This is a genomic window from Arthrobacter sp. NPDC057013, assembly GCF_042674585.1.
Taxonomy (GTDB): domain Bacteria; phylum Actinomycetota; class Actinomycetes; order Actinomycetales; family Micrococcaceae; genus Arthrobacter.
Genome location: NZ_JBHUSE010000001.1, coordinates 21,743 through 42,118 on the forward strand (window position 1 = coordinate 21,743; position 20,376 = coordinate 42,118).

Consider the following 20,376-nt stretch of genomic DNA (forward strand, 5'->3'; position numbering starts at 1 on the left):
TTCATGACCAAATGGGAGTACGCCACGATTCCGCTCATCATCCACGCCACGAAGCAGATTCTGGACCAGTGGGGAGACGACGGTTGGGAGCTTGTTCAGGTAGTCCCCGGACCCGACGGCAACGGCCTTGTCGCCTACCTAAAGAGGGAGAAGCAGTAGCATGACCACCCCCCAGGAAACCGCTTCCAGCGCTGATCTGGCGCCATCGTCCGCCGTCGAGCAGCGTCTCGCCGAGCTGGGACTGACCCTCCCGGAAGTCGCCGCCCCTGTCGCGGCTTACGTGCCGGCCGTCGTCTCCGGCAACCACGTTTACACCTCCGGCCAGCTGCCGTTTATTAACGGCAAACTCGAAGCTACGGGCAAGGTGTCCGCAGGCGCCGAGGGAACCTCCGACGAGCCGACTGTGTCTCCGGAAGACGCGAAGGCCTACGCCGCCGTTTGTGCCGTGAACGCACTGGCCGCCGTGAAGAGCGTCATCGGTGACCTCGACCGCGTCACGCGCATCGTCAAGGTGGTGGGCTTCGTCTCCTCCGATCCTTCCTTCACCGGCCAGCCCGGCGTCATCAACGGCGCGTCCGAGCTCCTGGGCCGCGTCTTCGGTGACGCGGGCCAGCACGCCCGTTCCGCCGTCGGCGTTTCAGTCCTGCCGCTCGACTCTCCGGTGGAAGTCGAACTGATCGCCGAATTCAGTTAGGGAGCAGTAGGTTCCTTTGCCCCACCTAGCACGCCGGCTCTTTGTTCTTCCTCCCGATCTTGAAGGGGCGGCAAGAAGCTGGCTCGAACACGGCGAGCGGACTCCCCGCAAGCCCCGTTTCGCGTCCTCCGTGGTGCTCCTCCGGGATTCGCCCACGGGGCTGGAAACCTGGCTCGGTTACCGTCCGGGAGAATCGCCGCTGGGCGTCGTCGCCTTTCCGGGCGGTTCCCTGGACGCATCCGACGACGACGCCGTCGGCTGGCTGGGCCCCTCACCCCAGCATTGGGCTGAGCAGATGGGAACGGACGACGTCGGACTGGCCCGCCGCCACGTGGTGGGCGCAGTCCGCGAACTGTTCGAGGAGACCGGCGTGCTGCTGGCGGGCCCGGACCTGTCCTCCACAGTGGAGGCGACGTCCACCGTCGAGTGGATGAAGGCCCGGGAAGCCGTGGCGTCACAGGAAAAGTCGTTCACCGAGGAGCTGTCCAAACGAGGCCTGTCCCTGCGCACCGACCTGCTCAAGCCGCTCGTGAACTGGCTCAGCCCGGACTTCGCGCACCGGCGCTTCAACACCCGGTACTTCGCCGCCACCGTCCCCATGAACCAGCAGCCCTCCATCCTGGAGAGCAAGGGGGTCTGGGGCCGGTGGGTGTGCGCCACGAAGGTGATCGCCGAACGCGACACCACTGTCCTGGGTGACGAGGTGGGCCAGGAGAACACCGTCGGGCTCACCCTCGGGCAGCTCATGGTACCCGGCTCGGAAATCATGCTCGAGAAGATGGCAAAAGCCAACGGCTGCATCGCCTACCTCAGCTACAAGCGCACCCCCCACGTCTACCAGCCCAAGCTGGTCGACGAAAACGGGACGCTCATGCTTGAAGTCGAGGCCGCGAAGACTGTAGCCGGAGAGCCGCAGCGCGAACGCTAGCTCCTACCCGAAGGCCCGCAGCCCCGCTGGCGGCCAACTCACCAACGCTCTCGCAGTTGTTACCGGTTTTCCTGCAACCCTCTCGCAGATCCCGCCGCCTTTTCCCCAACGCTTCCGCACGTACCGTCGCAAAGGAGCGCATCGCGACGCATCGGCGGCCCGCCGATGGTGAGTTAAACGCAAAAGGCCCCCCGTTCAACGGGGCGGCCTTTTGCGTGTGAGTTAGCTAGCGTATGAGTTAGCGGGAGCGCTGGCGGAGGCGCTGCATGTCCAGGATCACGACGGCGCGTGCCTCGAGGCGCAGCCATCCGCGCTGGACGAACTCGGCGAGGGCCTTGTTGACGGTTTCGCGGGAAGCGCCGACCAGCTGGGCCAGTTCCTCCTGGGTGAGCTCGTGTGCGACGAGCACGCCGTCGGTGGCGGGACGGCCGAAGCGGTCGGCGAGGTCCAGGAGGGCCTTTGCCACGCGGCCGGGCACGTCTGAGAAGACCAGGTCGGAGAGGGAGTCGTTGGTGCGGCGGAGGCGGCGGGCCAATGCCTGCAGGAGCTGGGCCGAGACCTCGGGGCGGGTCCGAAGCAGGGAGTTTAGGCTCTCGTTCTTGAGCCCGGCCAGGCGCGTCTCCGAAACGGCGGTGGCCGTGGCGGTGCGGGGGCTGGGGTCGAAAAGGGCCATCTCGCCGAAGAGCTCACCCGGGCCGAGGATGGCCAGCAGGGATTCGCGGCCGTCGGGGGAGGTGCGGCCGAGCTTGACCTTGCCGGAGACGATGAAGTAGAGCTGGTCACCCTGGTCGCCTTCGCGGAAGACGGATGCACCGCGGGACAGGTCGACCTCGGTCAGCTCGTCCGTCAGCAGGCGGAACGCGTCGTCGTCCAGCGTGGCGAAAAGGGGTGCGCGGCGCAATACCTCGATGTCCATGAATTCTCCTGAGTAAAAGTGTCGTCTGGGGCGCTTGTGCCATTGTTTCAGAATTTTCAACGTTCTGTGACGTACTTGGCAGCTGAAACGCCCTAAAAGACGCCGCGAGACCAGCGTAGCCTCCGCGCATCCACGGCAAATTGTCAGACTTCGCCAGTAGAATCGGGGCTTAGCTGCTTTTGAGGAGACCCGGTGTTTGGCCTGACCGTTCTGGACCTTGCGTTGATTCTCACGCTTTTGTCCTATCTGATCTACGGCCTGCGCAACGGCTTCCTGGTGACTGTGGGAGGCCTTGCCGGCTTCGCGGCCGGCGCCGTGGCCGCTTTCCTCTCGGTTCCGCTGGTCAGCGACTTCGTGGAGGACAGCGGGTGGCGCCTGACCGCCATCATCGGCACCGCCGTCCTGCTGGTGGTCCTGGGCAATGCGCTTGGCACCATGATCGGGCGCAGCATCCGCAGCGCTGTCCGCATGCAGCCGCTCCGCGCCATGGACAGAATCATCGGCGGTGCCGTGAACCTGACCGTCTCAGCGCTGGTTATGTCCATGCTGGCGTTCAGCATCAGCGCCCTTGGCGTGCCCTTCGTTTCGCAGCAGCTGGCCGAGTCAAAGGTGATCCGTTTCATAGACGGACTGACGCCCAACCCGGTCAAATCCGCCATGGCGCAGCTGCGTTCTGCGGTTATCGGCGACGGCATCCCCACCCTTATCGAGGGCATCGGGCAGGACCAGCAGGTCCCGGTTCCGAACGCCAGCACGGATACTCCGGCGCTGAACAGGGCAGCCGGTTCGGTCCTGAAAATTGCCGGGACCGCCTTCCAATGCGGCCAGAACCAGACCGGCACCGGCTTTGTTGTATCGCCCGGACGAGTGGTGACAAACGCTCACGTTGTGGCAGGTGTGTCGCAGCCTGTGGTGGAAGTCCCCGGCGGGGGAGCCATGCCCGGCAGGGTGGTGTACTTCGACAGCAAGCGCGACCTCGCCGTCCTGGCCGTGGACGGACTGCCCACCGCGGCACTGCCGCTGAGCTCCGACCTGCCCGCGGGAACCGCCGCCGCCTTTGCCGGCTACCCGCACGGCGGCCCCTACCAGTCCAAGCCGGCCACCGTGCAGGGCATTTCCACGGTACTGGTGCCGGACATCTACGGCAACAACCCCGTTCCCGATGAGGTGTACAAGCTTGCCGGCGACGTCCAGCCCGGCAACTCGGGCGGCCCGCTGCTCACCACCAACGGGCAGGTGGCGGGTGTCATCTTCGCGAAGACAACGTCCAGTGCGGCCCTGGGTTTCGCGATTCCGATGATCGACCTCCGGCCGGTGGCAGCAGAAGCGCCGAGCCTGTCCAGCCCCGTGTCGTCGGGTCAGTGCATCCAGCAGTAGGGCTTTCGGCTCCGGCACCATAACCCTTGACGCTCAAAATGCCGTTTCGCCGGATATTTCCTCGATCTCCGCGACGGTCGGCTCGGTGGTTACCAAAGAGAAGACGGTAGCCCGCAGTCAGCACACAGCAGGTTACAGCCAGTCCAGGCTTTGACCGTGCGGGCCAGTGATGGCCACCGGCTGGCCGTTGTGCAGCAGCAGGAAGTTGCCGCGGAGCCGGCCGGGGTCCATCTCAGGGACAACGGCGGAGCCGTCCTCCTGAATGATCACCGTCTCGCCCTCGTTGGACAGCCAGTGGCAACCCCGGTCCTTTGTCAGGGCCTGCATGGCCGCCCGGAACCTGGACCGCCCGTCGGCGCTGAGGTAACCCATGACGGCGCTGTGGAACACCACCAGCGCGGCCTCGGCCGGCGCCTGGCCGGCCAGTGGCAGCAACTGCTCATTCAGGTCGCCGGCCACCAGCAGAGGCGGAGCTTCGCGCGCAACCGCGATAGCCCGGCGCAGCCGCTCGCGGCGGAATTCCTGCTCCGGCCAGACCAGCGCCTCAAGCCAGGCGACGTCGTCGGGATCCTGTACATCCAGCGGATTCAGGTCGATCCCGGCCCGCCACACCACCTCAGGCAAGCTGTCGGGCAGCGGAACCGGGCCGGCGGTCCGGCAGCGCAGGACGGGAGGCTCCGGCAGTCCGCTGGCCGCGTTCGGAATTTTCCCGGGCCCGCCCGGCAGTTCGCCGAACGGGACGGGACCCAAACGGGTAACTGACGAGCCGTCGTCGAACTCATAGCTGTAGCGGTCCGGGAACAGGGCGAGTCCGGCGGAGGCGCCCACCTCGATCAGTGCCAGCGGCCGGCTCTCGCCGGCCGCGATGGCCGCGAGCGAGGGAAGCAGGGTGGCGCAGCGGCCCACCTCGTTGGTCTGCGTGGCGCGGGACATGACGGTGCGCGAGACCTCGTCCCAGTGCCCGTCCAGGAACCTGCGGAACTCGGGGTACGGGGAGACCTTGGCACCCAGGAAACGGGCTGCGGCGAGCATCAGCAGCGGCTGGCGCTTGTTGTACGGCCATTCGTCGATCCTGGCAATCAGTCCGGGATCGTCGGCGATGTGCAGCGACCAGTCGGCGTAGCAGGGCGAGGAGCCGGGGGCATCAACCGTGCCGAAATGCCGGTACCACTCTGCGGTGCCGGAGCCGGTTGCGGACCCCGCCGCCGGCATGATCAGGCCTTGCCGGCATTCAGGTCGGCGAGGTACTCCACGGCGAACCGGTAGCCCAGGATCCCGGCTCCGGCGATCACGGCCTTGCTGATGTCCGAGAGGTAGGAGTGGTGGCGGAATTCCTCGCGGGCGTGCACGTTGGTGATGTGGACTTCCACCGCGGGCAGCTGCACCGCTGAGATGGCGTCGCGGATGGCCACCGAGGTGTGGGTGTACGCGCCGGCGTTCAGCACGATGCCGATGGCCTTGCCGCGGGCAGCATGGATGGCGTCCACCAGTGCGCCCTCATGGTTGGACTGGAAGCACTCGACGTCGAGGCCGCGGGCGGCGGCGGCGTCCTTGGCGAGCTGTTCGACGTCGGCCAGCGTGGCCGTGCCGTACTTTTCCGGCTCGCGGGTGCCGAGGAGGTTCAGGTTGGGGCCGTTGAGGACGAGGATGGTGCCGCGGCCGGCTTCGGTGGCGGAGGGGGCTTCAGTCATGACTGCCAATCTATCGCGTCGGCGTGCGGGTCTTTCGAGGGCAGGGCTTTCGTTACGGAAACGCGCCGTTGCGGAAACACGGCGCCCCGCACCGCCGGCTGGAGGGCCGGCGGTGCGGGGCTTAAGTTGCGCGTCTAGAGGGCCGTGACCTTCAGAACCAGCGCATGCTCCGGGTTGATGTTGGGCATCGGGAGGCCCACCTCGGCCAGGAAGCAGCCGCTGGCTTCCGCCCCCGACGCCAGCCAGGCAGGCGGCTGGATCTGGGTGAAGGTGTGGCCGTAGTCGGCGTCCACCGGGGCCGGGAAGATGGCCTCAACCCGGTAGCGGCGTGCCGCGTCCAGCCCTGGCAGGGCCACCCGCCCCAGCAGCTCGGCGAACGAGGTGCGCGTGCTCACCAGGGCGAACAGCGCCGCCGTCGAGCCTGTAGCAGCGGAACCGGAACCGGCAGCACCAGCCACCACGCCGTGGAGCATCAGCGAGTCGTCGGGGACGTCGGCCCGCACCATCCGGCCGCTGTGGATCAGCCCGCGGTGTTCCTTGTACAGCTCGATGAAGCGCTTGAGCTCTTCGCGCTGCCCGCCCTGCACCTCCCGCACGTCCCATTCCATGCCGAAGTGGCCGAACAGCGCGGTGATGGCGCGGAAGGACAGCTCGTGGGTGCGGGCAGTAGTGTGCGAGGTGGTGGGGCCGATGTGGCCGCCCACCAGTTCGGGCGGAACCACGACGCCGGTCCACCGCTGGATGGTCTGCCGCTCCAGGGCGTCGTTGCAGTCCGAAGCCCAGAGCCGGTCCGTTCGGTCCAGGATGCCGAGGTCCACGCGCGCCCCGCCGGAGGAGCAGCTCTCAATCTCGACGCCGGGATGGGCCTTCCGGAGCTCCTCGAACAGGCGGTAGGCGGCGAGGGTCTGCTCGTGGACGGAGGAGCGTCCGGCGTGCCCGTGCTCGGTGAGGTCCCGGTTCTGGTCCCACTTAAGGTAGCTGATGTTGTTTTCGCGCAGGAGGGCGTCGATCCGGCCGAAGATGTACTGCCACGCCTCAGGGTTCACCAGGTCGATGACGTGCTGGTTGCGCCAGGCCAGCGGGAGCCGTCCGCCGTCCTTGTGCGAGACAGCGGCCGGCCCTACGATCCAGTCCGGGTGAGCCCGGGCGACGTCCGAGTTGAGGTTGATCATCTCGGGTTCCACCCACAGGCCGAACTCCATGCCCCGGGACGTGACGGCCTCGATGAGCGGCGTCAGCCCGTCCGGCCACAGCGTCTCGTCGACGAACCAGTCGCCCAGGCCGGCGGTGTCGTCGCGGCGGCCGCGGAACCAGCCGTCGTCGAGGACGAAGCGCTCCACGCCGAGGTCGGCGGCCGAGTCCGCGAGTTCGAGCAGGGTGTCCAGGTTGTGGTCGAAGTAGACGGCCTCCCAGGTGTTGAGCACCACGGGGCGCGGCTTTCCGCCGCCCGTGGCCGGGAGAACGTGGTGCGGCCGCGCACGGAACCAGCTGTAAAACGCCTCGCTGATGCCGTCCAGGCCGCGGTCCGAATATGCGGCGAAGAGCTTGGGCGTGGCGTAGCCGGCGCCGGGCTCAAGGATGACCTCGGCGGGGCCCAGCAGCTCGGAGCCGCCGATCATGGTGCGCCCGTCGGCGAGGGTGTCCGCAAACTGCTCGTGGTTGCCGCTCCAGGCAAGGTGCGTGGCCCAGACCCGGCCGTGGCGGTTGCCGAACCCTGCGGTGCCGGCCGCGAAGAGCAGCGAGGAGTCGTGCCCGGTGCGGCCGTGCCGGCCGCTGCGGACCCAGGTGCCCTGCTGGATGGGGCGGCGCTGCGGGTGCCGTTCCCGGCACCAGCGCCCGGTCAGGTCCAGAAGTTCGACGGCGTCGGGAGACACCGGGAGGACGGCGGCCAGTTCGTCGAGCTGGAAGGGCGTGGTTCCAGTGTTCGTGACGGTGTGCTGCAGTTCCAGCAGGCCGCCGTCGTGAATGGTGAGCGTGGATTCGACGGTGATGCCGGCGTCGGCATCCTGCTGGACGACGACGGCGGAGCTGCCGTTAACGGTGGCGTGCACGGCGCGCAGGCGAACGGAGAAGTCGAGTCCGGAGACGCCGTCGGAAATCCGGTGGCCGCGCAGGGCCGGCCGGCCGCGCCAACTGGAGGACGCCTGCGGGAGCAACCCGGCCGGGACAGTGACGTCCACCGCGGAGTTGGGGATGGCCGGCGTGAGGATGGACAGGTCCGGAAGTTCACCGCCAAGGTCGGCACCCCAGTGGATGACCTCGGCCTCCCCGCTGTTGAAGCTGATCACCAGGCTGGTGCCGGTGGAACGGAGGTGCAGGGGATCCATAGGTGAGTCTCTTTCGTGAAAAAGCAGATAGGTATTGTGGGGTGTTGCGGGGCCGGGCGCCGTTGCGCTGTTCCGGCCCCGCAGGGATGGTGCTGTGTGGATGCCTGGACTTTGATTCTCGTCCTGTCGGGCCCCTACTTGAAGAGGGAGTTGACCTGCTCGTTCGCTGAGGTCAGGGTGCTGGCAGGGGTCTTGCCGGCAACCACGCCGTCCATGGCGGGCTTGAGGATGCCCGCTATCTTGGCTGCGTTGTCCGTGATGGGAAGCATGAACGTGGTCTTGTTCTTCACGTGCTGGGTGAACGCGCTGACGTCAACGCCTTTGGCCTTGAACGCAGCCGCGGCCTTGTCCGAGGAAGTCTTGATGGCGGGGAAGACTACCGCCTTGGAAGCCACGACATCCTGGCAGGCTGCGGAGCCGAGGTACTCAACCCACTTGATGGCTGCGTCCTTTTTCTTGGTGCCGGCCCAGACGGAGTCGGCCAGGCCGTTGAACATGGAAGCGTTCTTTCCGTCGGGGCCCTTGGGGGTGGGGGCGATGCCGAGGTCGATGCCCTTGTAGCCGGAGTACTGGCCGATCATCCAGGAACCGGAGGAATTGATGGCTGCTTTGCCTGCGCCGAAATTGTCCGCCACATTGGCGCCAACGGTGGTCTCCAGCTTGGGCATATAGCCCTTTTCGGCCAGGGAGGACCACCAGGCGATGGTGTCCTGGACGCGCTTGTCGTCGTAGTTGTAGTGAGTGCCCCAAGGGTTCTTGTCCGTGGTGGTCCAGCCGGTGGTGGCGGACAGGAAGCTCCACTGGGTCTGGCCGGCGTTCTCACCGCCGGAGGATTCCAGGCCCAGGCCGTAGACGGCCACGTTGTTCTTGTCGAAACCGGGCTCGTCGCCGCGCTTGCCGCTCTTGTCGACGCTCAGGCGGGCAATAGCCTTCTCATACGTTCCGCCGTCCTCCGGGTTCCACGTCAGGGAGCCCATCTGCTCGGGGGAGAGCCCGGCGGCGGCTGCCATCTTCTTGTTGTAGAACAGGGACACAGTGTCCCAGTCCTTCGGCAGGCCGTAGCGCTTGCCGTCCTGACCCACCCAGAGGTCAGCGAGGCCCTCGTTGTACTGGGAAAGATCAACTTTGTCGTTGGTCACCGCGTCGTCCAGCGCCACCAGCTGCTTGGTCTTGAGGAACTCCGGGTACTTGGCCAGGTGGTTCGTGAAGACGTCCGGAGCGGTGCCGGAGGCCATGCCGTTGGTGATCTTGCCCCAGTAGTCATCCCACCCGGTCTGGGTGATCTTGACGGTAATATCCGGGTTGGCCTTGTGGAAGTCCGTGGCGCACTGCTGGTAGGCGGGAAGCTGGTTGGCGTCCCAGAGCCAGTAATTGATTTCACCCTTGGCGGCTTCCCCGCCGCTGCCGCTTCCGCAGGCGGACATTGCCAGGGCAGCGGCGGCGGCTACGGCGACCGCGCCGAATGCCTTCTTTTTCATCATCGTGTGGGTCCTTTCGGGACAGGGTTGGGGATGGCCGGCTAGGTGCCGGACCGGTGGGCGAGCGGGGTGGATTGCTATTTGGTGCCGTTGAAGCCGATGGAGTTGACGATCCTCTTGCCGAAGATCGCGAAGAGGATCAGCACTGGTGTGGCCGAGACGAGCGTGGCCGCCATCAGGCCGGACCAATCGGGAGCGCCTTGCGGGGACTGGGACTTGAAGACACCCAGGCCCACGGTGAGGACGCGGGATTCTTCGCTGGTGCCCACGAGCAGTGGCCAGAAGTACTCGTTCCACTGGCCCATGAAAGTCAAGAGGGCGAGGGTTGCGATCGGCGCGGCGGCGTTGGGCATGACGATCTGGAAGAAGATCCGCCAATGCTTCGCGCCGTCAAGCATTGCGGCTTCTTCGACCTCGCGGGACATATTCAGGAAGAACTGGCGCATAAAGAAGATCGCGAACGGGGTCATGAACAAATAGGGCAGCACCATGCCGAGCATTGTGTTGAGCAGCCCCAAGTTCTTCACGAGCAGGAAGTTGGGCAGGGCGGTGAAGATCGGCGGGACCAGCATGGTGCCGAGGAAGAGCGAGAACACGCCGTCGCGGCCCTTCCAGCGGAGCCGGGCGAAGGCATAGGCGGCCATCGAACTGAAGAAGACGGCACCGGCGGTGGTGATGCCGGAGAACAGCAGCGAGTTCCAGAGGTACTGCCAGAAGTTGATCGAGGCACCCGAACCGCCCTCCGCAATGGCTTCGGCGGCGGTCTGGAGGCCGAAGACGCGCTTGAAGGCGCCGAGGTTGAAGTCAGCCGGAAGCAGGCTTGCGGAGTTCGCGGCGAGGGAGCCGTTGGTGGACAATGCCGTGCGCAATACCCAGTAGAAGGGCAGGACGCTGACGGCGATGGCCAGGGAGATGAGGACCCAGGCGAGGGTGCGGCGCCAGTTGAACGGTCGGTTGGACGGCCGACGGCGAACGCCGGCTTTGGAGGAGGTGAGGGTGGTCATAGCGTGTCCTTAGTCCAGGTCCGACTGGTTGCCGCGCAGGAACTTCATCTGGATGAAGGCCACGAGGGCAAGGATGAGGAAGAGAATGACGGCCAGGGCCGAGCCGTAGCCGAAGTCCTGTTCGTTGAAGGCGCGCTGGTAGATGTAGAACTGCAGCACGCGGGTGGCGTTGACGGGACCACCGGCGGTGGTGACGGCGACGGTGTCGAAGACCTGGAAGGAGCCGATTACCGTGACCACCAGGACAAGGACGAGCACGGGGCGCAGCAGCGGGAGCGTAATCCGCCAGAACGTGCTAACACCCTTGGAGCCATCGATGCTGGCGGCTTCATAGACGTTGTTGGGGATCGACTGCAGGCCCGCGAAGATCAGCAAAGCGGTGTAGCCCATGTGCCGCCAAGTGTTGATGAGTGCCTGGGTGGGGATGGCCCATTGTTCGCTGCCGAAGAAGGCCACCCGGGGGAGCCCGAGCCATTCGATGAGTTGGTTGATGATGCCTATCTGGTAGTCGAGCATCCAGAACCAGAGGAGCGCCGCGATGACGTTCGCCATGAGGTACGGCATCAAGAGGGCGCCACGGATGAGAGTGGACTTCGCTACCCGGTGCATCAGGAGCGCGATGCCCAGGGCCAAAGCGGTCTGCAGGACGATGTTGATGACGACGTACTGACCGGTGACTCCCAGGGCATTCCAGAACAGCGGGTCCTTGGCGATGCGCTCGTAGTTCTTGGTCCCGATCCACTCCGGGTCGCCGAGGATGCTGTATTCCGTGAAGCTCAGGTAGATGCCCCGGATCGTTGGCACCAGATAGAAGAGCGCAAAGCCGATCAGCGCGGGGGCAATGAAGAGAAGCGCGGTCTTGAGATCACCAGTGCCACGGAAGCCTGCAGAGGCCTTTCCTTGCCGCTGCGGTTTGTGCTTCCCGCCGGCGGGCGCCGGATCAAGTTGTTTAGTAAGGGTGGTCATCGTCGACCCTTCCTAGTTTGTGATGGACCTAACAATTGACCACGAATCTACACGAGTAGATAAAACTGTGCAAGCAATATTTTCCCTGCAGCTGCCGGGCCACGCTTCTCCAACGTTGCATGCGTTGACTCGAGTAGATTTCGGTGTAAGACTGTGGCGCAAACATGTACGAGCGCCGGAAACACGGTGCCGCCCGGGATCCTGAAAGGCAGGAACAATGGCGTTTTCAATCGGAGTAGTCGGCGTAGGGCAGTTCGGTGGCCAGTTCGCCCATCTCTTCAACCTCCACCCCGGGGTCAGTGAGGTCTTCGTCGTGGACGAGCGGGCGGACCGTGCGGCCGAGGCAGTGGCACAGTATGACCTCGCGGGCTCTATCGGCACCTTCGATGAGCTGCTGGCGTCCGACGTCGACGCCGTCGCCATCTTCACGCAGCGGTGGACGCACGGACCGCTGGTGGAACGGGCGCTCCGGGCCGGCAAGCACGTCTACTCGGCCGTGCCCATGGCCGTCACCGAGGACGAAATCGCGAAGATCATCGACGCCGTCCGGGAGACCCGGAACGTCTACATGATGGGTGAAACCAGCTATTACAACCCGGCCACGGTCTATGCGCGCGAGCAGCACGCGGCCGGCCGGTTCGGGCGGGTGTTCTACGCGGAAGGCGACTACGTCCACGACATGGACCTGGGCTTCTACGACGCCTACCAGTACAGCGGCGGGGAGCGCTGGAAGGAAACCGCCAGCTACCCGCCCATGCTGTACCCGACCCACGCGATCGGCGGCGTCCTCGGCGCCCTGCCGGCGCACGCCGTCAGCGTCAGCTGCGTCGGTGTGAAAGATGACCGCCAGGACGGGGTGTTCGACAAGGACATCAGCATGTTCGGGAACGACTTCTCTAACGCCACGGCCCTCTTTGAACTGAACGACGGCGGTGCCATGCGCACCAACGAGATGCGCCGGGTGGGCTACCCCTCGCACATCCGGGAGTCCCGCTTCCGCTTCTTCGGCACCGAAGCCAGTTTCGAGCAGCTGGCCAAGGTGACGGTGTGGCAGGACAAGACGAACGTCCACGACATCTCAGAGCAGATGGAGTCCCGGCCCAGCGTGCCCCTGGATGATCCGTCGCTCGCCAATGTGGCGCCGGAACTCCGGGATGCTTTCGTGTCCGGGCTGGCGCCGGTGCATGACAGCGGGAGGCTGCCGGACGAGTTCCGCGGTGCACCCAACGGCCATGAAGGCAGCCACCAGTTCCTCGTGGATGACTTTGTCACAGCCGTGAATACGGGCTCGCTGCCCCCGGTCAATGCGTGGACGGCCGCGCGCTACACCCTGCCCGGCATTGTGGCCCATGAATCCGCCCGGCGCAACGGCGAACGCCTTCCCATCCGCGACTTCGGCGATGCTCCGGCCGCGCTGTAGCTAGCATGGACACTATGACGATTCCGGCAGTGCCCGCCCCGCGGACCCAGGTGACCCGCAAGGATGTTGCCCGGTACGCCGGGGTGAGCACCGCCGTCGTCAGCTACGTCGTGAATGGCGGGCCGAAGAAGGTGGCGCCCGCCACCCAGGCGAAGGTCCAGGAGGCCATCCGGCAGCTCGGCTACCGCCCCAACGCGGCTGCGCGGGCCCTGAAACTGGGGTCCAGCGAAACGATCGGTTTGGTCATCCCGGACAACAGCAACCCGTTCTTCTCCATGCTGGCCCACGCGGTGGAGGACGCTGCAGGGGCGCTGGGATACGCCCTGGTACTGACCAACTCGGACGGCGACCTGGCCAAGGAGCGCCGGAACATCCGGAACCTGGCCGCCCGGCAGGTGGACGGCGTGGTGCTGGCCAGCGTCCTGTTCGAACCGGATTTGGCCGACCTGGAGACCGCCGAGATCCCGTCCGTGCTCCTGAGCCACAGCGGGAGTTCGGCCGGGGTCACGACGGTGGGCGTGGACCTGGCCAAGGGGGCGCGCACCGCCGTCGAGCATTTGATTGGCCATGGCCACACGAACATCGGCCTGGCCATGGGCACCACCACCGGCAACGAAGCGGATGCCCGCGAAGAGGGCTGGGTGCAGGCGCTCAGGGGCGCCGGTCTGCCGGAAGGCCCCATTGCCCGCAGCGCCTTCACCCGGGTGGGCGGCTACGCCGCAGGGAAGCGGTTCCTGGCGTCGGGACACCGGCCCACCGCCGTCTTCGCCAGCTCCGACATGCAGGCCATCGGCATCCTCCGCGCGTTCCACGAGGCCGGCCTGTCCGTCCCGGAGGACATTGCGCTGGTCTCCTTCGACGGGTCGGAGGACGCCGAGTACTCCTGGCCGATGCTGACCACCGTGGAGCAGCCCGTGCGGGACATGGCGGAGGCCGCCGTCCGGGCGCTCGTCGGAGCGGACCGCGGCGAGCCTGCCCAGCACCGCGTCTTCCCGACGAAGCTACTGGTCAGGCAGTCCTGCGGCTGCCCGTAGGCACGCCAAGAGCTAAACGAGCCGAAGCCGGCCCACCCGGTCGCGGAGGATCCGCTGGGCGTCGGGGGACAGCCCGGAATCACAGATCACCTCGTCGGCTTCCTCCAGTTTGGCGATGGTGCTGATGCCCTGGGTGCCCCACTTGGTGTGGTCCGCCAGGACCACCACCTTCCGCGAAGCTGCGATGAAGGCGCGGTTGGTTTCGGCCTCCAGCAGGTTCGGCGTCGTGTAGCCGGCGTCCGCATCCATGCCGTGCACGCCGAGGAAGAGCAGGTCCAGGTGCAGCTGGCTGAGCGCCGCCGTCGCGATCGGACCCACCAGGGCGTCCGACGGCGTGCGCTCGCCGCCGATGAGAATCACCGTTGAGGCGTGGCGCCCGGAGCCCGACGCGGAGGCATGGTGGAAGAGGTCGGCGATCTTCACCGAGTTGGTCACCGCGGTGATCCGGGGGCCGTTGGCGAGTTCCTTGGCCAGCGCCCAGGTGGTGGTGCCCGCGCTGAGGGCCACCGCCATGCCCTCGTGGACCAGGGCGGCGGCCTCGAGTGCGATGGCGCGTTTCTGGGAGGTGAGCTGGGTCGACTTCAGTTCGAACCCGGGCTCATGCGTGCTGGCATCGCCGGGCAGCTTGGCGCCGCCGTGGATCCGCTCCACCTGGCCGCTTTCCTCCAGCATCTCGATGTCGCGGCGGACCGTCATCAGGGACACGCCCAGCTGCTGCGCGAGGTCCGACACGCGGACCACCCGCTCGCGCCGGACGGCGTCCACTATGGACTGGTGGCGGGCCGCGGGAAGCATCGGGATCCTTTCTCTGGATGAAACCTCGTACTGCCCATCATCGCCTAGCCCTTGCTGGAACCAAGAGTCAGGCCTGCAACAAACTGCCGTTGCAGGAGCAGATAGACAATGAGGGTGGGGATGACCGTGATGACCGCGCCGGCCGCCAGCAGGTTGTAGTTGTTCAGGAACTCGCCTTGGAGGTTGTTGATCGCGGTGGTGACGGGCAGCCGGTCGCCGCTCTGGATGAACAGCAGTGGCCAGAAGAAGTCGTTGTAGATGAAGATGACCTCAAGCGTTGCCAGGGCCGCGAAGGCCGGCCGGCACAGCGGCATGATGATTTCCCGGTACTGGCGCCAGATGCCGGCACCGTCTACGAGCGCGGCCTCGGTCAGGTCCGCGGAGAGCGCCTTCATGTAGTTGGAGAGCACGAAGGTGCAGAACCCCATCTGGAACGCCATGTTCACCGCGATGACGATGATGTACGTGTTCAGCATGTTGCCCGAATCGCTGAAGGAGTAGGGCACCTGGAAATGCTTGGCCATCTCAAACAGCGGTGCGGCCAGCACCTGCGGCGGCAGCAGGTTCCCCGCCGTGAACATGATGAGCAGCGTGATATTGAATTTCCAGCTCACCCGGCTGACGGCGAACGCCATCATGGACGCGAAAAAGAGCACCAGCAGGACCGCCGGAACGCAGATGATCACCGAATTCCAGAGGTATTTGGCGAAGCCGCCCTGCGACCAGGCCTGGATGAAGTTGTCGAAGTTGAAGTCGCCGGCCACGCTGAAGTAGCCATGCTCGTTGGTCGAGGCGATCGGCCGCAGCGCGGTGAACACGGCCCAGAGCAGGGGGATCAGCCACATGACCGCCATGGCCGTCAGGAAAATATGCGTGCCGTAATGACGCTTCGGTTTGCTGCCGGAGCGTCCGTCGTGCCCGGTCATGGCTGTGCCGGGGGAGGCGGCGGTGCTCATGCCCTGTTCTCCCTTCCGAACGTGCGGCTGAGGTAGAACACGATGGGCACTAGGGAGATGACCAGCAGGACCACCGCCAGGGCGGAGCCGACGCCGATCACCTGGCCTTCGCCCACGAGGTTCTGGATCACCAGGGCACTGAGGAGTTCCAGGCCGTTGGTGCCGCGGTTGATGACATAGACGACGTCGAATGCCCGCAGCGACTCGATGATGGTGATGACGACGATGACGATGTTGATGGGCCGCATGGCCGGGAACACCACGCGGAAGAACGTCTGCGCCGCGCTGGCGCCGTCGATCGCGGCGGCCTCCTTCAGGCTGGGGTCCACGCCCTTGAGGCCCGCCAGGTACAGCAGCATGACGTAGCCGGCGTGCCGCCACGTGGCGGCAATCATGGCTGCCCAGATGTTCACCGAGGAGTCCCCGAACCAGTCGACGGCCTGCGGCGTCCCTGACGTTCCGAGCAGGAAGTTCAGCAGGCCGTTGTCCCGCTGGTAGAACAGTTGCCAGATGATGCCGATCAGCGCCAGCGACAACATCACGGGTGTGAAGAAAATGCTCTGGTAGATCCTGCTGCCGCGGATCTGCTGGTCCAGGAGCACCGCCAGCAGCAGTCCCAGCGGGGTGGCCACCAGGGCCAGGAAGGCAAGCCACAGCAGGTTGTGCTGGATGGCCGGCCAGAACGGCGGGTAGTCCTGTGAGATGTACTGGTAGTTGTCCGCACCCGCCGGCCGGATGTCGGTCAGGGACAGGCCGTTCCAGCGGGTGAAGCTCAGCCCAATGGACATGACCGTGGGCAGCCACACGAACACCAGCTGGATGAGCGTGGGAATGCCCACCATGAGGGACAGGACGGCCTTGTCCCGGGTGGAGAGCCGGCGGACCTTTCCGCTGCGGACCCGCTTCGCCGGTGCCCCGGAGGGTTCCCGGGACTCCGGCGGCACGAGGTCTCGTGCTGTTGTGCTCATGGGAGGTCCCCGGCCGCTATTGGGCCGCGTAGAGTGACTTCGCCTGCGCCTCAAGGTTCTTGACGTCCATCTTGCCGTCCTTGAGGAAGGTCTGCAGGGCCGGAATCATGACGTTGTTGGCCATGGCGGGCAGGGCATCGCGGTCAAAGAACTGGCTGATGGACTTCGCCTGCGCGATGGTGTCCGCGCATTTCTTGTTCAGCGGCGTGAACTTGGACGTGTCCGCACCCTTTGCCGTGGCGATGTTGGAGGCGTCCACCGAGGCGTAGACGTCCTGTCCCTCGGGGGTGCCGATGAATTCCATGAACTGGTGCGCGGCCGCGTTCCCCCCGCCCTTGGTGGACAGCAGCAGCCCGTCGATGGGTGCCTCCACCGCATCGCGCCCCTCCGCGGCGATCTCCGGGAAGGCGAAGAAATCGATGTCCTTCAGAACGGCGGGATCGGTGAACTGCTGCGTGACGAACGAGCCGAGCAGGTACATGCCTGTCTTCTTGGCCGCCAGCGCCCGAGCCGCATCCTGCCAGGTCTGGCCGAGGGCCGCAGGGTCCTGGAAGGGCAGCAGGGCGGACCAGGTGTCGAAGACGTCTGTCACCTTTTTCTGGTCCCAGGACTCCTTGTGGGCACACAGGTCCACGTGGAACTGGTAACCGTTGAGGCGCATGTTGATGTAGTCGAAGGTGCCCATGGCGGGCCAGCCGTCCTTGTCCGCGAACCCGATCGGGATGATGCCGTCGGCCTTCATCTTCGCCGCCAGGGTCTTGAGGGCATCGAAGGTTTCCGGCACCTGGTAGCCCTTGTCGGCCCACACGCTCTTCCGGTAGAAGAAGCCCCACGGATAGTTGTAGTTGGGGACGAAGTACATCTTCCCGTCCGGACCGGTGGAGGCCTTCTTCAGGGCATCGGAGAAGTTGCCGCCGATCTTGCCCCAGACGTCATCAACCGGGGCCAGGAGCCCCTTGCCCGCATAGAACTGCATCCTGTAGCCGGCGAACCAGGTGAAGGCGTCGTCCGGTGAGCCCTGCAGGTAGGAGTTGATTTTGTTCTGGAAGTCGTTGTGCGGCACCACGTTGGTGCGGACCGTCTTGCCCGTCTTCTGGGTGAACGCGTCGGCGACTGCCTGGTACGCCTTCTTGGGAACTTCGTCTGAGGAGCCGGAGCCGAAGGTCAGGCCGGAGGATTCCGAGCCCCCTGCGGAAGGTCCGCTGCCTCCGGTGCACGCCGCCAACAGCGGCACACCGGCCAGGCCGGCAGCACTGATGCCCATTGTTTTGAGGAATGTCCGCCGGGCTGGCCGAGCGCTGGTGAACGCTTCCGGATGTGGTGCCATGATCTCTCCCGGGGAATGGAGCTTTGTGACATCTGTCACATATCACTGACTATAACCTCGCAAAAGGGAACAGGAAAGATCGCAAAACAACACGCGGGTCCTCCGACGGCGGACCTCCGCGGGAGCCAAAAAGGCAGGGCCCGACCGGGGTTCCGGACGGGCCCTGCCTGGGGGTGAGTCGCCTATTTCTTCAGTGATGCGGCGATCTGCTGCATGACGGTGTTGTCGGCGAGGGTGGTGGCGTCTCCGACGTCGCGGCCTTCGGCGACGTCCTTGAGGAGGCGGCGCATGATCTTCCCCGAGCGGGTCTTGGGCAGTTCGGGGACCACGAGGATGGTCTTGGGCTTGGCGATCGGGCCGATTTCCTTGCCGACGTGGTTGCGCAGGTCCTGGACGATTTGGTCGCCGGAGTCCACTGCATCGCCGCGGAGAATGACGAACGCGACGACGGCCTGGCCGGTGGTTTCGTCTGTGGCACCGACGACGGCGGCTTCGGCCACCGCAGGGTGGGAGACCAGGGCGGACTCGATTTCGGTGGTGGAGAGGCGGTGTCCGGAGACGTTCATGACGTCATCCACCCGACCCAGGAGCCAGATGTCGCCGTCCTCGTCCTTCTTGGCGCCGTCCCCGGCGAAGTACATGGTTTCGAAGCGGGACCAGTAGGTGTCCTTGAACCGTTCGGGGTCACCCCAGATGCCGCGCAGCATGGCCGGCCAGGGTTCGCGGATCACCAGGAAGCCGCCGTGCCCGTCCGGGACGGAGGCGCCGTTCTCGTCCACGACGTCCACGGCGATGCCGGGCAGCGGCACCTGCGCGGAGCCCGGCTTGGTGGCGGTGACGCCGGGCAGCGGGGCGATCATCTGGGCGCCGGTTTCGGTCTGCCACCAGGTGTCCACGATGGGTGCGGGGTTTTGCTTACCGCCGTTTCCGCCGATGACGTCCCGGTACCACATCCAGGCTTCGGGGTTGATGGGTTCGCCCACGGAGCCGAGGACCCGGATGGAGGAGAGGTCGTACTTGTCCGGGATGTCCCGGCCCCACTTCATGAAGGTGCGGATCGCGGTGGGGGCGGTGTAGAGGATGGAGACCTTGTACTTTTCCACGATCTCCCACCAGCGGCCCTGGTGCGGGGAGTCCGGGGTGCCTTCGTACATGACCTGGGTGGCGCCGTTGATGAGCGGGGCGTAGGCGACGTAGGAGTGTCCGGTGACCCATCCGACGTCGGCCGTGCACCAGTACACGTCCGTTTCCGGGTGCAGGTCGAAGACGGCCTTGTGGGTGTAGGCGGTCTGGGTGAGGTAGCCGCCGGTGGTGTGCAGGATGCCCTTGGGCTTTCCGGTGGTGCCGGAGGTGTAAAGGATGAAGAGCGGGTGTTCGGAGTCGTGCCCGACGGCGGTGTGCCCGGCCGAGGCTGCCCCGACGGTGTCCGCCCACCAGTGGTCCCGGCCCTCGTGCCAGTCCACGTCCTGGCCGTTGCGCTTGACCACCACCACGTTCTGCACGGTGTGCCCGTCCTGTGCCAAAGCGGCGTCGACGGCGGTTTTCAGGGCGCTGGGCTTGCCGCGCCGGTAGGTGCCGTCCGCGGTGACCACGAGCTTGGCTTCGGCGTCCTCGATGCGGGACCGCAGCGCGTCGGCGGAGAAGCCGCCGAACACCACCGAGTGCACCGCGCCGATCCGGGCGCAGGCCAGCAGCGTGATCACGGCCTCGGGAATCATCGGCAGGTACACGGCCACCCGGTCGCCCTTGGCCACGCCGAGGGACTCGAACGCGTTTGCAGCCTTTTGCACCTCCTCGGTGAGTTCGGCGTAGGTGTAGGAGCGGGAATCGCCCGGCTCCCCCTCGAAGTAGATGGCCACCCGGTCACCCAGGCCGTTCTCCACGTGCCGGTCCAAAGCGTTGTACGCGGCGTTGACCTCCCCGCCGACGAACCACTTCGCGAACGGCGGATTGGACCAGTCCAACGCCTCGGTGAAGTCCTTGCTCCAGGTCAGCAGCTCGCGGGCCTGCTTCGCCCAGAAAGCGGGCCGGTCAGCAGCCGCCTCCTCATAGACCTCGGCACCCACCACAGCGTTGGCGGCGAAATCCTCGGAGGGGGCAAACTTGCGGTTCTCATGCAGCAGGTTTTCAAGAGCATCGCCCTGCTGGCTGGGGGTGGCAGCGGTGGCCGTCGAGCCGGGTGTGTCCTGGGACATGGTGAACCTCATCATTCATCGATCTTTGCTGCGCGGTGCGCCGGTCCCGGCCATTGCCCGGCCGAGGCACGGCGGCGGACAACGGCCCGTCGCGGACAAACCGCAAAGAGCTGTTCCGAAACCAGACTAGCGCCTCCGGCACTGGCGCGTGGGCCGCGTCACATGACGGGCCGTGAACGGTGCCCATTTAGCGGTGAACGGTTCTTTGGGGAGCTGTGCGGCTTCTGTGAGCGCGCCGCACCGCGGCCCGTCAGCTAGTGAAGCACCCTCCACTTGGCTAGGCTGAGATGGACTCGTGAC

General features: G+C 65.9%; 18 protein-coding genes. 6 read left to right on the forward strand and 12 right to left on the reverse strand.

The window, feature by feature from the left end; translation table 11 throughout:
- Positions 1-3: 3 nt before the first annotated feature.
- From ACFTSA_RS00100 to ACFTSA_RS00110, 3 genes are read left to right on the forward strand one after another with little or no spacing between them, the layout of a single operon-like run.
- The gene (locus ACFTSA_RS00100; RefSeq protein WP_003797879.1) at positions 4-159 is read left to right on the forward strand and encodes a DUF4177 domain-containing protein; all 156 of its coding nucleotides are present in this window, start codon (positions 4-6) and stop codon (positions 157-159) included.
- 1 nt (position 160) lies between these two features.
- A complete protein-coding gene (locus ACFTSA_RS00105) occupies positions 161-694 on the forward strand; it encodes a RidA family protein (RefSeq protein ID WP_377948464.1) in 534 nt (177 codons plus the stop codon).
- A 16-nt stretch (positions 695-710) separates the two neighbouring features.
- A complete protein-coding gene (locus tag ACFTSA_RS00110; RefSeq protein ID WP_377948466.1) occupies positions 711-1,622 on the forward strand; it encodes an NUDIX hydrolase in 912 nt (303 codons plus the stop codon).
- 238 nt (positions 1,623-1,860) lie between these two features.
- Here the strand turns inward: ACFTSA_RS00110 and ACFTSA_RS00115 are convergent, their stop codons facing one another.
- Positions 1,861-2,538, reverse strand: a complete 678-nt coding sequence (locus ACFTSA_RS00115) for a Crp/Fnr family transcriptional regulator (protein WP_003797871.1) — start codon at positions 2,536-2,538, stop codon at positions 1,861-1,863.
- A 192-nt stretch (positions 2,539-2,730) separates the two neighbouring features.
- Here ACFTSA_RS00115 and ACFTSA_RS00120 point away from each other — a divergent pair, with 192 nt between their 5' ends.
- Positions 2,731-3,915, forward strand: coding sequence for a MarP family serine protease (locus tag ACFTSA_RS00120; protein WP_377948468.1), 1,185 nt, complete (start codon positions 2,731-2,733; stop codon positions 3,913-3,915).
- Positions 3,916-4,047: 132 nt separating this feature from the next.
- On the opposite strand, the gene ACFTSA_RS00125 is transcribed toward ACFTSA_RS00120, so the two are convergent.
- From ACFTSA_RS00125 to ACFTSA_RS00150, 6 genes are all read right to left on the reverse strand, one after another.
- Positions 4,048-5,127, reverse strand: coding sequence for a DUF2332 domain-containing protein (locus ACFTSA_RS00125; RefSeq protein ID WP_377948470.1), 1,080 nt, complete (start codon positions 5,125-5,127; stop codon positions 4,048-4,050).
- A 2-nt stretch (positions 5,128-5,129) separates the two neighbouring features.
- Complete coding sequence (aroQ, locus tag ACFTSA_RS00130) at positions 5,130-5,606, reverse strand: type II 3-dehydroquinate dehydratase (protein WP_377948473.1); 477 nt, start codon at positions 5,604-5,606, stop codon at positions 5,130-5,132.
- 134 nt (positions 5,607-5,740) lie between these two features.
- Entirely contained in the window at positions 5,741-7,933 is a 2,193-nt protein-coding gene (locus tag ACFTSA_RS00135; RefSeq protein ID WP_377948475.1) for an alpha-galactosidase, read from the reverse strand.
- Between the two features lie 134 nt (positions 7,934-8,067).
- Complete coding sequence (locus ACFTSA_RS00140) at positions 8,068-9,414, reverse strand: ABC transporter substrate-binding protein (RefSeq protein ID WP_377948477.1); 1,347 nt, start codon at positions 9,412-9,414, stop codon at positions 8,068-8,070.
- Positions 9,415-9,488: 74 nt separating this feature from the next.
- Positions 9,489-10,415: a carbohydrate ABC transporter permease gene (locus tag ACFTSA_RS00145; protein WP_377948479.1), complete on the reverse strand. Its 927-nt coding sequence runs from the start codon at positions 10,413-10,415 to the stop codon at positions 9,489-9,491.
- 9 nt (positions 10,416-10,424) lie between these two features.
- Positions 10,425-11,381, reverse strand: coding sequence for a carbohydrate ABC transporter permease (locus ACFTSA_RS00150; RefSeq protein ID WP_377948481.1), 957 nt, complete (start codon positions 11,379-11,381; stop codon positions 10,425-10,427).
- Positions 11,382-11,598: 217 nt separating this feature from the next.
- Between ACFTSA_RS00150 and ACFTSA_RS00155 the strand changes: the two genes are divergently transcribed.
- A complete protein-coding gene (locus ACFTSA_RS00155; RefSeq protein ID WP_377948483.1) occupies positions 11,599-12,801 on the forward strand; it encodes a Gfo/Idh/MocA family protein in 1,203 nt (400 codons plus the stop codon).
- A 14-nt stretch (positions 12,802-12,815) separates the two neighbouring features.
- On the forward strand, positions 12,816-13,835 hold the full coding sequence (locus ACFTSA_RS00160) for a LacI family DNA-binding transcriptional regulator (RefSeq protein WP_377948485.1): 1,020 nt from the start codon (positions 12,816-12,818) through the stop codon (positions 13,833-13,835).
- A gap of 12 nt (positions 13,836-13,847) precedes the next feature.
- Here ACFTSA_RS00160 and ACFTSA_RS00165 read toward each other — a convergent pair whose 3' ends face one another.
- The 5 genes from ACFTSA_RS00165 to acs form a co-directional block, all read right to left on the reverse strand.
- Positions 13,848-14,630 carry a DeoR/GlpR family DNA-binding transcription regulator gene (locus ACFTSA_RS00165; protein WP_377948487.1) on the reverse strand — a complete coding sequence of 261 codons (783 nt, stop codon included), beginning with the start codon at positions 14,628-14,630 and terminating at the stop codon, positions 13,848-13,850.
- A 44-nt stretch (positions 14,631-14,674) separates the two neighbouring features.
- Positions 14,675-15,586: a carbohydrate ABC transporter permease gene (locus tag ACFTSA_RS00170; RefSeq protein ID WP_377948489.1), complete on the reverse strand. Its 912-nt coding sequence runs from the start codon at positions 15,584-15,586 to the stop codon at positions 14,675-14,677.
- The gene (locus ACFTSA_RS00175) at positions 15,583-16,554 is read right to left on the reverse strand and encodes a carbohydrate ABC transporter permease (RefSeq protein WP_377948491.1); all 972 of its coding nucleotides are present in this window, start codon (positions 16,552-16,554) and stop codon (positions 15,583-15,585) included. Before ACFTSA_RS00175 ends, ACFTSA_RS00170 begins: the two co-directional genes overlap by 4 nt.
- 16 nt (positions 16,555-16,570) lie before the next feature.
- Positions 16,571-17,881 carry an extracellular solute-binding protein gene (locus ACFTSA_RS00180; protein WP_377948494.1) on the reverse strand — a complete coding sequence of 437 codons (1,311 nt, stop codon included), beginning with the start codon at positions 17,879-17,881 and terminating at the stop codon, positions 16,571-16,573.
- A gap of 182 nt (positions 17,882-18,063) precedes the next feature.
- A complete protein-coding gene (gene acs / locus ACFTSA_RS00185) occupies positions 18,064-20,076 on the reverse strand; it encodes an acetate--CoA ligase (RefSeq protein ID WP_377949791.1) in 2,013 nt (670 codons plus the stop codon).
- Positions 20,077-20,376: the final 300 nt, after the last annotated feature.

Coding starts and splice junctions, on each gene's coding strand:
- ACFTSA_RS00160 (WP_377948485.1), top strand. CDS start 12,816: ATGACGATTCCGGCAGTGCCCGCCCCGCGGACCCAGGTGACCCGCAAG.
- ACFTSA_RS00135 (WP_377948475.1), bottom strand. CDS start 7,933: ATGGATCCCCTGCACCTCCGTTCCACCGGCACCAGCCTGGTGATCAGC.
- ACFTSA_RS00175 (WP_377948491.1), bottom strand. CDS start 16,554: ATGAGCACAACAGCACGAGACCTCGTGCCGCCGGAGTCCCGGGAACCC.
- ACFTSA_RS00100 (WP_003797879.1), top strand. CDS start 4: ATGACCAAATGGGAGTACGCCACGATTCCGCTCATCATCCACGCCACG.
- ACFTSA_RS00115 (WP_003797871.1), bottom strand. CDS start 2,538: ATGGACATCGAGGTATTGCGCCGCGCACCCCTTTTCGCCACGCTGGAC.
- ACFTSA_RS00125 (WP_377948470.1), bottom strand. CDS start 5,127: ATGCCGGCGGCGGGGTCCGCAACCGGCTCCGGCACCGCAGAGTGGTAC.
- ACFTSA_RS00165 (WP_377948487.1), bottom strand. CDS start 14,630: ATGCTTCCCGCGGCCCGCCACCAGTCCATAGTGGACGCCGTCCGGCGC.
- ACFTSA_RS00150 (WP_377948481.1), bottom strand. CDS start 11,381: ATGACCACCCTTACTAAACAACTTGATCCGGCGCCCGCCGGCGGGAAG.
- ACFTSA_RS00105 (WP_377948464.1), top strand. CDS start 161: ATGACCACCCCCCAGGAAACCGCTTCCAGCGCTGATCTGGCGCCATCG.
- ACFTSA_RS00140 (WP_377948477.1), bottom strand. CDS start 9,414: ATGATGAAAAAGAAGGCATTCGGCGCGGTCGCCGTAGCCGCCGCCGCT.
- ACFTSA_RS00155 (WP_377948483.1), top strand. CDS start 11,599: ATGGCGTTTTCAATCGGAGTAGTCGGCGTAGGGCAGTTCGGTGGCCAG.
- acs (WP_377949791.1), bottom strand. CDS start 20,076: ATGTCCCAGGACACACCCGGCTCGACGGCCACCGCTGCCACCCCCAGC.
- ACFTSA_RS00170 (WP_377948489.1), bottom strand. CDS start 15,586: ATGAGCACCGCCGCCTCCCCCGGCACAGCCATGACCGGGCACGACGGA.
- aroQ (WP_377948473.1), bottom strand. CDS start 5,606: ATGACTGAAGCCCCCTCCGCCACCGAAGCCGGCCGCGGCACCATCCTC.
- ACFTSA_RS00145 (WP_377948479.1), bottom strand. CDS start 10,415: ATGACCACCCTCACCTCCTCCAAAGCCGGCGTTCGCCGTCGGCCGTCC.
- ACFTSA_RS00180 (WP_377948494.1), bottom strand. CDS start 17,881: ATGGCACCACATCCGGAAGCGTTCACCAGCGCTCGGCCAGCCCGGCGG.